This is a genomic window from Leptolyngbya sp. FACHB-541 (assembly GCF_014695875.1).
Classification (GTDB): domain Bacteria; phylum Cyanobacteriota; class Cyanobacteriia; order Elainellales; family Elainellaceae; genus JAAUTN01.
Window position 1 is genome coordinate 1 of record NZ_JACJPC010000069.1, and the last position, 12,672, is coordinate 12,672.

Below are 12,672 nucleotides of genomic sequence, written 5' to 3' on the forward strand. Positions count from 1 at the left end.
CTAGAGCAGCTATAGGCTTATGCTAGTGCACTTAGCTTGCTTCTACTTGAGTGACCGTGGCGTACTACAGAATGAGGCTGTTTTGCCTGATTTTCCTATTCGCCAACAGCAACATTTACTTGGAAAGATTAGGGGCCACAACATCGGGAAAACTCTCAAAGTTACGGCGAACCCAATCCATACCGACTTCGTTGTTGAGTTTAATCTTCTGCGGAGTGTTTGGATAAAGCTTGCTCAGAATATCAGCATCTTGATCAATCACCACCTGACCGAATTTGAGATAGGTACTACCAAACAGCCTAAAGGCAGGATGTTTTGCTTGTCCAAACAGTAGGATGTAAGTCCGGGTGCGGTTTTCGGCTTCTGGAATAAAGAAGTGACATTGGGCTGCTTTCCCTAATGGCATTTCACCGTGAAAGATAACGAGGGACGGAAAATGGTTCTCCAGGTGTGCCTTGATGTTGGTAGGTAGCAGAAGCAAATCTGGTTTTCTCAGTTTTTCTGTCAGCGTGTAGGGTGCAGTGGGCATATCATAAAATGCATGGGAATGATGCCCCTCGTCAATGAATTGGTGAAACTCAACCTCCGTGATGCGGAATAAGTCTCGATGAGTGCCATTCTGGTGATTGTAGTCATGCATATTCAGCAGCATGGTCAGCAGATCGGTTTCAACGCTGCGATCGCCCGTATACCCGACAAAATAATATTGCTCTACAATCTCATCCAACACTTTGGGAATTGGAATTTTTGGCTCATGCCCACCATATGACCAGATGAAATCGCCTTGAATCATAAGTTCTAACGGTTGCAACTGAGGCAATGTTTTTTTGCCTGAACCCGGTAGAACGGTACAACCAGCCGCATCAAAAGGTAGCGCATGAAACGGGCAGACAACAGTGCTTTTACCGTCACTTTGCGCTTCACACCATCCCTCTGAGAGCATGGCTCCCATGTGTGGACAGGCATTCGGTAAAGCATGGACTTCTCCTGTCTCATCCTTCCACATCACATAGTCAACACCGTATAGAGAAACCTTGCGGGGCTGATTAACCTTCAGCATGGATTTGTGCGCCAACAGCCAAGGCGCACCGGGGAGCATTGAGCGCATAGCGTCCTCCATTGATAAAATTATGAAAAATCTGTCGCATTTCAATCTATGAACTTCAAAATATGACAGAACATTCACGTTCGTCAAGCCCCCAAGCAGCTAATAGTTTGCGTCGTCAGCCTAAACAGCAGCGCGGCAAGGAGCGAGTCGAGAAAATTCTTGATGCGGCGGCGGCTGTATTTGATGAGGTGGGCTATGAAGCTGCAACAACTCACATGATTGCTGCCAGAGCCGGAACGGCGATCGGGTCGCTCTATCAGTTTTTCCCAGATAAAGCCGCTATTTTCAAGGCGATGGAGTTACGTCATGCAGAGCGGGTGAAGGCGATGTGGGCGCAGGTGGATATCGCGACCATTATCCAATTACCACTCCGTCAGATGATCCATGCGATCGTGACCAGCGTGGCAGAACTGTTTGAGCAACCCGTGTCGCGAGTCGTATTTGTGCAGTTTTATCTGGCACGCGAAATTTTTCAGTCGATTGATGAAAGCATGACGCAGGAAGCGATCAACTTTATGGCGAATATCTTGAAGCACCGAAATGCTGCCCTAACTGAGGAACAGTACAGCCTGTTAGCAGAAGTATGTGTGCACAGCAGTAATGCGGTGATGCTGGCGGCACTTCGCAGCCCTAGTCTTGAGCATCGCCAACGCTTGACGCAGCAGATTGAGGAGCTATTAGTGTCATATTTAGAGCCGCACGTCGGCGATTATCAGTTAGGCGATGTAATGAAAGTAATGATATGCCCTCACTGTCAATCCAGCCAGTTATCGAAAAATGGATATCGTCGGGGCAAGCAGTGTTATCTCTGTAAGGATTGTAGAAAGCAGTTTGTCGCTCAATAGCCCGCTAGCAACTGCAAAATTCAGGGTTCTGTTTTTACAGAAGGAAACTGTTCAAAATTCCGACGAACCCAATCCATTCCTACTTCATTGTTGAGTTTGATTCGTTGTGGCGTATTCGGGTAGACCCGGTTGAGAATCCTGGCATCTTGCTCTACAACAACATCAATCAGCTTCAGCAAATTTCGTTTCAGCAAGTGAGCGATCGGGGAATGCGCCTGCATGTACATCAATACAAACACGCGCGATCGCCCCACAGATTCGGGCAAATAAAAGTGGCATTCCTTTAAACTCAGAATTTTGTTGTCGCCATGCATCACCCCCATAAACGGAAAGTAATTTTCCAGATGCGCTTCCAGAACTTTTGGTAATGCCAATTGTGCCGGATTTCTGAGAATCTCCCGCCATGTTGGTTGTTTCCTGGGTTGAGCCAGATAAGCGTGAGAATGTAACCCTTCATCAATGAATTGCTTGACCTGAACCTCCTCAATTTCAAATAGCTCCCGATGCGTGCCGTTCTGATGGTTGTAGTCGTGCATATTCAGCAGCAAACTCAGAATGTCAGTGGGAATGCTGCGTTCACCTGTGACCCCAATGAAGTCATACTCAGTGGCGATCGCATTCATCAAATCAGGAATTGGAATTTTCGGCTCATAGCCACCATAGCTCCAGATCAAATCCCCCTGAATGATCAATTCAAGTGGTGACAGCAAGGATTTCGTTTGCCTATTGAAACCGGGTAATACAGTACAGCCCTGGTGATCAAACTCTAGAGCATGAAATGGACAGGCGATCGTACTACTACGATCAGATTGAGTTACACACCAACCCTCCGAAAGCATTGCGCCCATGTGAGGACAGGCGTTAGGTAAAGCAGTAATTTTGCCTTGTGAATCTTTCCAGAGCACGTAATCTCGACCTAACAGGGAAAACTTTCGGAGCTGATTCGGCTTCAGCATTGAGCGATGCGCCAGTAGCCAGGGAGAACCCTGTAATTGCTCCATAATCTTAAAACTTTAACTTACTAACTAATTAGTAAGTCTATCAATGGCTTGTCATTTCGTCAATTCCACGATGTTTAGTCTCTGCTAAGATGGCTCTGGTAGGACAAGAGTGATGGGAGTCGTGGGTCGATTGGGGAAACGAGCAGCAAAATCAGTGCGTCCCGTGCGAGATGCAGCAGCAACACAACAGCAAATTCTGGATGCTGCCGAGCAGGAGTTTGCCCACCACGGCTTAAAAGGGGCCCGCATGAGCGCGATCGCCCAAGTTGCCCAGGTTACTTCTGCAACATTGCACTATTACTTTGAGAACAAAGAGAATCTCTACAAAGCTGTTCTCCAGCGCCCTGTAGATGAGGTTCAAGAAATACTGGCACAACACGATTTTGATGCTCTATCTCCTGAAGAGGCTCTGAAGCAAATCATTCGCATTGCAATCTCCAACGAAGCCGCGAACCCTCAACGACAAATGCTGTGGTTTCAGGAGTCGAGCCAAAATCAGGGTGCATACTTTAAAGAGTGCAATGTATTGACACTTCACGAGTATCTATTGAAAGTTCTAGAACGAGGCATGAAAGACGGTTCCTTTCGCCCACTCAAGCCGTTTCTCACCTTGACCTACATTTTGAGTATTTGTCTCTTCTATTTCACAGTTCATGAGAATTGGCGGCATCTTACTCCAGAGATCGATCGCCTCAGCCCAGAAATGATAGAAGAACATACCGAAGCGGCGATCGCATTCATTTGGGCAGCGATTCAGCAAAGGGATTAGGTTAGCGAAGAATTAGTTTGCTGCCGTAGCGCCGATGGATTGTTGTTTTACCGACCCCCGCACGGGCGGCGATCGCTCTGCTTCAAACTACTGTTGAGAGCGCATTTCTTGCTGGCGCATTGGCATCGCATCAATGCTGCGAAATAGCACCGCCAAATCAATCGGAGTTTGGCTCCGTTGCTTCTCCGTACCATCTTTACCGACTAAAATTACCGCGAACTCTTCAGGGGTAATCTCAAACTGCTGTCTAAGCCTTTCTACCGATGCTGAACTAATCGGTTGCCCATTGACTTGGCTCTCTCCAGTTTCCAAAACCTGCACCAACTTGAGGTCGCGCTCATCTGTCCCTGCTACGTCTGCCTGCCATGCTTGCATCTGTTGTTGATAATCAGATGAACCAATTGAAGGTGCAAAGACCAGCAAGATGCGGTGTTGCCATTGATAGTCGCTCAAATTAAATTCAACCGACTGTGAATGATCAGAGGGTACGGCAACACTGGCTATCTCTGAGGGATAGGAATTAGAAAGGTTAGCGGAATCACTCATAGAGATGGAAGGCTGAGCGTAGACACAGCCCTGTAGCAGGGACAGAAGCGCAACAAACACAGATAGAGACTGCATTACTCAGACAGAAACAACCTCCTTACTGTAGGCAAATCTATAAGAGAGCAACTGGTTCCGAGGAGAGAATTTCAGGGCACACAGGTCAAGCCGAGAGCGGGAAACCTGCTGCCAGCAACCAGCCGAAAAATAAAGCAGAGCCGATCGCGTAGATCCATGCTCGATTCAACAAACCTGCCACCAGAGACAAAATTCCCATCAGGGGTGGGAACAACGGCAAAAGCAAAAACATAAATCCTAATTGAGGTAAAAAGTTGAGCGTTAGGACAAAGCCACCAATCAGGACAACGCTTTGTCCCAACCACCAGAGGATGCGTTTGCCGACCCCGACATTCTCCTGCACTATTCCAGATGCCAGGAACCAGGGGAAACAAGCGATCGCCACTGGCAACCATACTCTCAACCGAATTGGAATGAGCCACCATTGAAGCCAGACCACCTGCGCCATTGCGCCAAAGGCAACCCAGAGGATGACAAACAGCACAATTCCCAGTCCGGCAGTACGCAGGGTAGGACGCGGCAACCGTGCTAGCACTCCCAGCCAGGTTAATCCGGCAATCAGAAACCAGACGCCGACCGCTCCGCCAACTTGAACCCCACCCAAATCCTGGAGGTTAAACCGCTGGCTCAGCAACACTAATCCTGCGGTTGCTACCAATGGCGCGGCGATTGATCCTGCCCATCGTCGAAGGGGGGCTATTTTCAAGGTGATGGTTTCTGGTTGAGTCAGGAGGGGTGAAATTGCTGCCAACCCCACTAACCAACCCAGTAGATGTAGACCATACCAAGCCATGCGGCGATCGCTGTACTGGCTCTCTTGGGTTCTCCCAAACGTGGCGTCAAGCCACTCCAGTGCTGCCTGATGACTACCATCACTAAACAGAATGGTGATGTGCTCGACACCAGGAATAACAACCAGTTCTCGTCCCTGTCCTGCTGCTAAGTTCGCGTTTTCTCCTCCTGCCTGTGCTAGCAGCCGTTCGGCATTGCCAATAAATCTTCCCTCTCCACCTCCTGCCTGCAACTGGAGATTCTGGGGAGCTTGAGGAGTCACACTTGCCCCAGTCGGGGAAACAGCAACGGTTGCGGCAAAGCGATCAGGGCTACGAGCGCCAGCTGTCATCACAATTCCGCTACCCATCGAGTGCCCCAGCAATGCTAAACGATCTGGGTCAACCGGAGGTTGTTCTAATAGAGCTTGCAAAGCAACATCCAGGTTGTTCTGCAACTCATACTGCTGTAGGCGAGCAGGATTCGCCCCATGCCCGTCAAAATCCCACAGCATTACCGCATAGCCCGCACGAGCCAGTACGTGCCCATAACCCAACATTAACTGTTTGGAACCTGCAAACCCATGGGCAACTAAAACTCCTGGGACTGCCTTCGCCCCTTGAGGGGCAATGTATAGCAGAGGAACTCCCTCCTTTTGGAGCGATCGCACCTCTAATCCCGATCGAGCAATAGCGATTCCTAACCAAGACGAAACAACCAGCAGGATTGCCAGTAACAGGAGTCCTAAGCGTTTATAGTTCAATTTCACAGGCTTCGGCCAACATCCAAACACCACTTACTGGTGTAACGCAAAACGGGCTTAAGGATTGGAGAGTGGCGAATTTATCGTTTTCGGTCGATTTTGACTCGCTTATTGGGGTCTTGCTTGTGAACCCAGGCTAAAAATTTCTGTAGCTGCGGGTCTTGCTTGAGCTTTTCCAAGGTGTTTAAGTGCAGTGCCAAATGAGAGTTGTCATAAAGGGTGTGGATCTGGCGATGACAGGCAGAGCAAATTTGAATTGTGGGGCTGGGGTCGAGCCCCTGGCGTTTGGTCTTTTGACGAGGAGTTAGGTGATGCTCTGTGAGAGCAGGCATCTCTCGGTGGCAAAGTTCGCACGGCTGCAGCATTGCTAGAAATGAGTGGGTAGTCGGGAACAGTGACAAGTAAAATAAACAAATAAACTACTGCATTAACTGTTGACGCAAATCCCGCAAAGCAAACCCAGTTCCCTGTTCTGCTGCAACTTGCAGAACTTGAGTAATCAGGATGGGCAGATCAACATTGGGGAAATAGCGACTTATAGACTGTGGTTGATAAACCTCCCCTTGCAGGCAGTAAATCTTTAAGCCACTCTTTTTAAAAAGCCAAACTTCTGGAACTCGATAAGGCGCATAGTCTTCAGCAGATGCATAAGTGGTGACATCAATTTCAATCACCAGATCGGGCGGCGGGTCAACTTGCCAGTCAATCCGATCTTTACCAACAGCAACTTGCCAGTTATCGATATAAAAGCAGTAATCTGGCTCAATGCCTCCTGATTCAGGAATGTCCATCGTAATCGGGGTAAAGGCTTCGTAGTTGCGAATTTCGCTATCCAGTAGAGCTTTCACAACATCCGCCAAAATGTTAGCTTCACGTCCGTGACGAGGAAGGGGACTCATAAGCAAGATTTCGCCGTTGCGATATTTAATTCTGGGAATAGAGCCATCGCCTCGGCTATCTCGCAGAATGCAATAATCTTGCCAGGTTCCGGGCATTCGCATCACACTGCCCGGTGGAAGGTGAATTTTTTCGCGAGACACGACAGCGTACATAGGAGATCTCTTGTTCTTACTGACCAAATTATAGCGATCGCTATTAAAGAACCTTACAGTTGCTCCATGATCAGGGCAAAGACCTCATAGGATGTCATTAGTAACAGAAAATTTAGAACGATACCCTTTACTCTAGGTCGGACGTACTATGCCATTGTCCACTTCAATATTGTCTGATTTAACCGTTATGACATTTAGCAGAAGGATCAAGTTATCTATGTGGCATCGTTTAATTACCGCATTTTTAATTGGTTTATTAGGGTTAACCAGTGGAATGTTGCCTGCTCAGCCTGCTCAAGCAGCGGGCTGCACGTTGACGGCAATCGTCTGGGAAGGCTATACCGATGCTTCCTTTGCCCAAAAGTTTGAGCAGGAAACAGGCTGTGCAATCAAAGCAACCTATGCCGGCTCTAGCGACGAAATGTTTGCTAAGTTCCGCACGGGCGGCGGTCGCACCTATGACCTGATTTCTGCATCCGGCGACATCACCGAGCGGCTCTACAAAGCTGGATTAGTCAGACCGATTGACACTAGCAAACTCGAAAACTACGATTCAATTTTTTCACCGTTTCAAAAAGGTGACTGGAATAGCTTTGATGGCAAGCCCTACGGTGTAACCTTTGCCTGGGGTCCAAATGTGCTGCTCTACAACACCGAAAAAGTAGCAACTGCGCCCACTTCTTGGGACGTACTGTTTGACCCCCAGTATGCCGGACAGATTACCATTCCCGACAATCCAATGACGATCGCTGATGTTGCGCTCTGGTTGGGCAAGCCAGACCCCTATGACCTAACAGACGCTGATCTGGCTGAAGTGAAAGATAAGCTACTGGAACTGCGTCCCAGCATTCGCAAATTCTGGGCAACTGCTGGTGAGTTGGCAAACCTGTTTCAGTCGGGTGAAGTAGTGCTTGCCCATGCCTGGCCACTCACCTATACGCAACTGATTGAGGCAGATTATCCGGTCGGTTCTGTTAACCCTAAAGGGCAACTGACAGGCTGGACGGACTCCTGGATGATTTCTAAAAACTCTCGTAACGTGGATGCTGCCTACAAGTGGATTGATTTTATCCTCAGTGGTGAAGGTCAAAAAGGTGTAATGGATGTAACAGGCTATTCTGGCGCAACGGAATTGGGCGTTGAAGCAGTCGGTCCAGAACGCGCCAAGGAACTGTTTATGGATGACCTGTCGCTGCATGAGGAAATCAAAATGTGGCAGAGCGTCCAAAATTACGATAAGTGGGTACAGCTTTGGAACGAAATCCGCAGTTAGAACCGTTGATCACTCAACTGTCAGAAGCCCAGTTTTCAGAGGCGCAACCAAGACGGCGCGATCGCACACCAGTGGCACTCTACGCAACTCTATTACCGCCACTGGTGTGGATGACACTGCTGTATTTTGTACCGATCGCCATTCTGGTCTCTTACAGCTTCTGGCGGTTAGAAGCATTTGATATCGTGCGGGAGTTTAGCCTAGTCAATTTTCAAACGATCTTTGGCAATACAGCCTATCGCACAGTAATTGTGAGAACGGTAATGACTGCGCTGGGGGTAACGGCAATTGATGCGGCGATCGCCCTCCCCCTGGCTTTCTTCATTACTCGTTTCGGTGGTCGCTACCGCACGTTGTTAACGCTGTTAGTCATTCTGCCGCTGTGGTCAAGCTATCTGGTGAGAGTCTTCGCCTGGAAAATTATCCTTGGGTATAACGGCATTCTCAACAGTGCCTTACTCTCTTTAGGAATTTTGCAGCAGCCCAGCCAAATTTTCCTTTATAACCAGTTTTCAACCACACTTACGTTTGTGCATGTCTGGCTACCTTTCATGATTTTGCCTGTAATCACAGCCTTCGAGCGACTACCCAAAGATTTGCTCGAAGCATCAGCAGATCTCAACGCTCTACCTCTCACCACTTTTCGTAAGGTTGCTTTGCCGCTGGTGACACCCGGATTACTGGCAGGTTCAATTAATGTATTTGCCCTAACGATGGGTGACTTCATCACTCCCAATCTGATCGGAGGACCCAGTGGCATTATGCTGGGCAATGTGATTTCTTCTCAGTTTGGTGTGTCCTACAACTGGCCTTTGGGAGCCGCATTTGCACTGGTAGTGATGCTAATCGTATTTTTAGCCCTGACCGTTGTAGTGAGACGAGGAGCTTTAGAATAAGGAGTAGAAAGTAGAAGAACGGTACAGCTACTTAAGCCTATCCAGTAATTTGTGTAGGTTGGGTGGAGCAAAGCGAAACCCAACGCTTTAAATCTGCTTCGCTAGTAGATTCTTGTAAATCTGCAAATGTTTCTGAGCGATCGCCTCCCAACTAAACTGTCTGACAAACTCACTTCCTGCTACACTCAGTTGTTTCTGCAAATCTGGATTTTCAATTAACTTCAGTAGTGCCGCAGTGAGAGAATCTGGGTCACGGGACGGCACAGGACAAACAATATTTGCCGCAGCAAGTTCTGGATCGGGTGGGTCAGAGTAAGCCGCGACAGTAGGTAAATGATGGGCTAAAAGCGCTAGTAGGGAACCACTTTTGAGGGTGACACCGTGGTTGAAGGGTAACACGCCTAAATCAGAACCGCTTAAATAGTGTGAGGCGATCGCCTCGCTCACATAGCCTGTCATTTTTACTTGTTCACTAAGTCCTAGCTGCGAGATCTGAGCCTGTAATTTATCCCAATATCGCTTAGCCTCATCCGCAGGCAAGGCTAAACTTTCTACTCCACCAACAAGTAACAGTCGTGCCTGGGGAACAATTGCTTGTATCTGTTTGAATGCAAGAAATAAGTTTTCCAGTCCTTTAACGGGATGTAAAAAGCCGAAAAAAGCAATCACTAACGATTCCTCTGACCAACCGTAGGTTTGGCGCACAAGCTGACGGGCAAGCGATCGCTCAATGGGTGCCACTTCCACATTAGCGGCGATCGGGATTCGATAAAGGCGATTGGATAGGTGAGGGAGGCGATCGCAAATTGCACTCTCCGCTTCTACATTAGTGGTAATAATTGCCTGACTACCCGTTAGTAAAAAGCCATCCTCTCGATCCCACCATTGATGCTGTTGTCCCCATTGCTTCAGCCATTCCAGCAGTTTCGGTGGAACGCCTTTGGGTTGCCATTCCCACCAGCCATACTCATGCACTGTTGTGACAATGGGTTGACGATAACCTAAAGCCCGTAGGATTAGCGGCAGCAAAAAAATAGGACGCTGAAAGCTATAAGTGCCTGCTGCATGTTGAATGTGCAGAATATCAGTTGGGGTTGTTTGAATCGTCCGCACTAATGGCAATAGGCTAGCTAACCTCCAATCTTGCACCACTCCTCGAATGTGGGTATCTTGTACCGCTTGAGCTGCTGCTTGGGTAGTGAGCACTACAGGCTCAACCTCTTTTGCCAAAGCCTCTCGTAAGCGTGAGGTGTAATGAGCTACGCCACAGCGATCAGGTTGATAAGTACCAGCAATTAAGGTGACGCGCAGCATGGGGTCTGAGTTTTGGTCATTGAACATCAGTTATCGAAAATAACTTGTGAACAGCCACAATACCTTTACCTGAGAGCTGTTACAACAGCATTAGTTTCTCGTAGAAGCTCCAGTGCTGCTGCAACCACAGTTTCCGGAGGAATGTCCAAACACTCCAAGCTGTAGGGACAGGTAAATGCATAGCAGGGGCTACATACAGTAGGGCGACGCAGCAGCCGAATAGGAGCATGACGAGGACACCATTGTGATTCCCGTTCAGTTCCGGCAAACAAAACAACCATTGGAGTTTGTGTTGCGTCGGCAATGTGCATGGTTGAGGTATTGTTGGTCAACACCAGTTGAGCCTCTGCCACCAAATTTGCTAATTCTGACAAACTGGTCTTGCCAATCAGATCAATGGCACAGTTGCCCAATGCCTGAAGTAGAGGAAAAGCGCGATCGCGATCTTTTTCAACCCCTGTCACCACCACTGACCATTTCGTAATCTCACTCAGCCGTCGAGCCGCAGCGGCAAAGCGATCGGGGTCATAGTTGCGAGATTGGCAGGTTGTCCAAGGATTGAGCAAAATGAATTCTCTAGGAAGCTTAAATTTTGAATTTTGAATTTTGAATTTTGAGGTTTGAATCGCTAAATGGCGATCGCTCACTTCAAAACCAACTGATTCAATCAGTCTCAGGTTACGCTCTACCTGATGGATTTCATCAGGAGCAGAGTTCAATTCGTGAGTCAGAAAGCCCAGTCCTTTTTCTTTAGATTCTCCTAAACGCAGGGGAATTCCTGCCAAATGACAAATTAGGGCTGCTGGATGAGGACTTTGGCTGAAACTGGTGAAAATGATGGCTGCATCGAAGTGGCGATCGCTCAAAAACTTAACTAACTCCCATTCCCGCTCTGGGTCAAATGGCAATCGTCCTAAATCTTGCCACAATACTCGCCAAGGCAACACTTCATCGACCCAGGGCAACAATGGTGCAGTCAGTGCCCCAGACGGACTCGCCATTAGCGTTAGTTTTGCCCCAGGTAAATTTTGCTTGATTGCCCGCAAAGCAGGGCTAGTCATAATCACATCGCCAATATTATCCAATCGCATCACCAAGAGGTTGCGAACATTTCCCCAATCTACTGAAAGTGAGTTTTCAAAGTTGAATTGTAAGTTTTGAGTTTTGAGTTTTAAGCTTTGCTCTCCTACCCCTTCACTCTTCTGCTCCCACACCCTTTCTACTGCTGCCAACACTTCAGCAGGGGCGATCGCCTGCATGCAGCTATCCCATTGGTCAAATGGGCAAACTCCGCCATACCAGCAGCGTTGCTCAGTAAAGTTCTGAATGTTTCGCTCAGGGCATTCAGGGTAGCCTTGCAAGTTGATGTGAGGGAAAGGTTGTCCATAGCGACCGTGCCAGGACGGTCCGAATAGGGTAATCGTGGGGATATTCAAAACCGCAGCAATGCGCGCAGGGCCAGTGTCAGCAGCAATCACTAGATCTGCTTCTGACATCACCGCTGCTAGTTGTCGTAGAGAGCCTCGTTGCCATATTCGTGCCGTGCCACCCATATGTCGAGCAATTTGCTCAGCTTGTTCCTGGTCTGCACCTACAGGAATCAGGATCGTGGCACCATATCGTTGTTGCAATGCGCGCCCTAACTGTACGAAGTTTGCGGTTGACCACCGTTTGACAGGCATTCCAGCATCAGGACATAAAACGATGAGTGGACAATAAGCTGCACCTAATGCTTGATGTGCGGACTCATGTTCTGCTGCAGTTAAGTGAAGCAATGCTTGGTCAAGGTGTATCGCATCCGCAGCAATTACTCCCTCTTCAACCAGAATGTTGAGGAAGCGATCGCCTACCCTCTGGTGCTCTGGAGGATTGCGCCACAGGTTCGTTACTGTCCGTTTTGCGCCACTGCTCTGAATTGCTTCAGCAATGCCATCGTAATTAGTATCTGAAACGATTAGATCAAAAGACTGATTCTTCAACGCCTGATCAACTGTCTGTCGAGCCTCACCCTGTTTGACCTCAATCACCTGATGAATGAGTGGATGCTGCTGCAACAGTTGACTTCCTGGCGCAAATGTTAAAACGGTGAGTTGTGCTTGGGGGTGCGAATTTGCTAAAGCGGCGATCGCAGGTAGTGCAATCAATACATCCCCTAACCCCCCTAATAGCTCAACAAATAAAATCTGGTGGAATGTGTCAGCGTGTGACATAGCTTTTTATTGACGGCTTTTTATTGACGGATGAAATGACCAATGACTA

At 48.3% G+C, this 12,672-nt stretch carries 11 protein-coding genes and 2 pseudogenes; 5 read left to right on the forward strand and 8 right to left on the reverse strand.

Annotated elements, in window-relative coordinates; translation table 11 throughout:
• Positions 1-115: 115 nt before the first annotated feature.
• Entirely contained in the window at positions 116-1,108 is a 993-nt protein-coding gene (locus H6G00_RS15195) for a Rieske 2Fe-2S domain-containing protein (protein WP_190797405.1), read from the reverse strand.
• A gap of 215 nt (positions 1,109-1,323) precedes the next feature.
• Here H6G00_RS15195 and H6G00_RS35415 point away from each other — a divergent pair.
• Both H6G00_RS35415 and H6G00_RS35420 read left to right on the forward strand, forming a co-directional pair.
• Positions 1,324-1,740: pseudogene (locus H6G00_RS35415) on the forward strand (TetR family transcriptional regulator); the annotation flags it as partial.
• Positions 1,741-1,848: 108 nt separating this feature from the next.
• Positions 1,849-1,941 (forward strand): annotated as a pseudogene (locus H6G00_RS35420) (TetR/AcrR family transcriptional regulator); the annotation flags it as partial.
• A 32-nt stretch (positions 1,942-1,973) separates the two neighbouring features.
• Here the strand turns inward: H6G00_RS35420 and H6G00_RS15205 are convergent.
• On the reverse strand, positions 1,974-2,954 hold the full coding sequence (locus H6G00_RS15205) for a Rieske 2Fe-2S domain-containing protein (RefSeq protein ID WP_190797407.1): 981 nt from the start codon (positions 2,952-2,954) through the stop codon (positions 1,974-1,976).
• Positions 2,955-3,066: 112 nt separating this feature from the next.
• On the opposite strand from H6G00_RS15205, the gene H6G00_RS15210 reads away from it, so the two are divergent.
• Positions 3,067-3,723 carry a TetR/AcrR family transcriptional regulator gene (locus tag H6G00_RS15210; protein ID WP_190797408.1) on the forward strand — a complete coding sequence of 219 codons (657 nt, stop codon included), beginning with the start codon at positions 3,067-3,069 and terminating at the stop codon, positions 3,721-3,723.
• Between the two features lie 87 nt (positions 3,724-3,810).
• Here H6G00_RS15210 and H6G00_RS15220 read toward each other — a convergent pair whose 3' ends face one another.
• From H6G00_RS15220 to H6G00_RS15235, 4 genes are all read right to left on the reverse strand, one after another.
• The gene (locus tag H6G00_RS15220) at positions 3,811-4,344 is read right to left on the reverse strand and encodes a DUF4174 domain-containing protein (RefSeq protein ID WP_190797409.1); all 534 of its coding nucleotides are present in this window, start codon (positions 4,342-4,344) and stop codon (positions 3,811-3,813) included.
• 85 nt (positions 4,345-4,429) lie between these two features.
• Entirely contained in the window at positions 4,430-5,878 is a 1,449-nt protein-coding gene (locus H6G00_RS15225) for an alpha/beta fold hydrolase (protein ID WP_190797446.1), read from the reverse strand.
• A gap of 80 nt (positions 5,879-5,958) precedes the next feature.
• Positions 5,959-6,243 (reverse strand): hypothetical protein, encoded by a 285-nt coding sequence (locus H6G00_RS15230; protein ID WP_190642319.1) that lies wholly within the window; start codon positions 6,241-6,243, stop codon positions 5,959-5,961.
• 54 nt (positions 6,244-6,297) lie between these two features.
• The gene (locus H6G00_RS15235) at positions 6,298-6,930 is read right to left on the reverse strand and encodes a Uma2 family endonuclease (protein ID WP_190797410.1); all 633 of its coding nucleotides are present in this window, start codon (positions 6,928-6,930) and stop codon (positions 6,298-6,300) included.
• A gap of 217 nt (positions 6,931-7,147) precedes the next feature.
• Between H6G00_RS15235 and H6G00_RS15240 the strand changes: the two genes are divergently transcribed.
• On the forward strand, positions 7,148-8,203 hold the full coding sequence (locus H6G00_RS15240) for an ABC transporter substrate-binding protein (protein ID WP_190797411.1): 1,056 nt from the start codon (positions 7,148-7,150) through the stop codon (positions 8,201-8,203).
• Positions 8,182-9,099, forward strand: coding sequence for an ABC transporter permease (locus H6G00_RS15245; protein ID WP_190797412.1), 918 nt, complete (start codon positions 8,182-8,184; stop codon positions 9,097-9,099). Before H6G00_RS15240 ends, H6G00_RS15245 begins: the two co-directional genes overlap by 22 nt.
• An 87-nt stretch (positions 9,100-9,186) precedes the next feature.
• Here H6G00_RS15245 and H6G00_RS15250 read toward each other — a convergent pair whose 3' ends face one another.
• Both H6G00_RS15250 and H6G00_RS15255 read right to left on the reverse strand, forming a co-directional pair.
• Complete coding sequence (locus tag H6G00_RS15250; RefSeq protein WP_199318507.1) at positions 9,187-10,440, reverse strand: glycosyltransferase; 1,254 nt, start codon at positions 10,438-10,440, stop codon at positions 9,187-9,189.
• A gap of 38 nt (positions 10,441-10,478) precedes the next feature.
• Positions 10,479-12,623 (reverse strand): glycosyltransferase family 9 protein, encoded by a 2,145-nt coding sequence (locus H6G00_RS15255; protein ID WP_190797413.1) that lies wholly within the window; start codon positions 12,621-12,623, stop codon positions 10,479-10,481.
• Between the last annotated feature and the right edge of the window lie 49 nt (positions 12,624-12,672).

Excerpts from the sequence above, each read along its gene's own strand:
- H6G00_RS15205 (WP_190797407.1), bottom strand. The coding sequence starts at position 2,954 with ATGGAGCAATTACAGGGTTCTCCCTGGCTACTGGCGCATCGCTCAATG.
- H6G00_RS15230 (WP_190642319.1), bottom strand. The coding sequence starts at position 6,243 with ATGCTGCAGCCGTGCGAACTTTGCCACCGAGAGATGCCTGCTCTCACA.
- H6G00_RS15220 (WP_190797409.1), bottom strand. The coding sequence starts at position 4,344 with ATGCAGTCTCTATCTGTGTTTGTTGCGCTTCTGTCCCTGCTACAGGGC.
- H6G00_RS15235 (WP_190797410.1), bottom strand. The coding sequence starts at position 6,930 with ATGTACGCTGTCGTGTCTCGCGAAAAAATTCACCTTCCACCGGGCAGT.
- H6G00_RS15210 (WP_190797408.1), top strand. The coding sequence starts at position 3,067 with ATGGGAGTCGTGGGTCGATTGGGGAAACGAGCAGCAAAATCAGTGCGT.
- H6G00_RS15195 (WP_190797405.1), bottom strand. The coding sequence starts at position 1,108 with ATGCGCTCAATGCTCCCCGGTGCGCCTTGGCTGTTGGCGCACAAATCC.
- H6G00_RS15255 (WP_190797413.1), bottom strand. The coding sequence starts at position 12,623 with ATGTCACACGCTGACACATTCCACCAGATTTTATTTGTTGAGCTATTA.
- H6G00_RS15250 (WP_199318507.1), bottom strand. The coding sequence starts at position 10,440 with ATGTTCAATGACCAAAACTCAGACCCCATGCTGCGCGTCACCTTAATT.
- H6G00_RS15240 (WP_190797411.1), top strand. The coding sequence starts at position 7,148 with ATGTGGCATCGTTTAATTACCGCATTTTTAATTGGTTTATTAGGGTTA.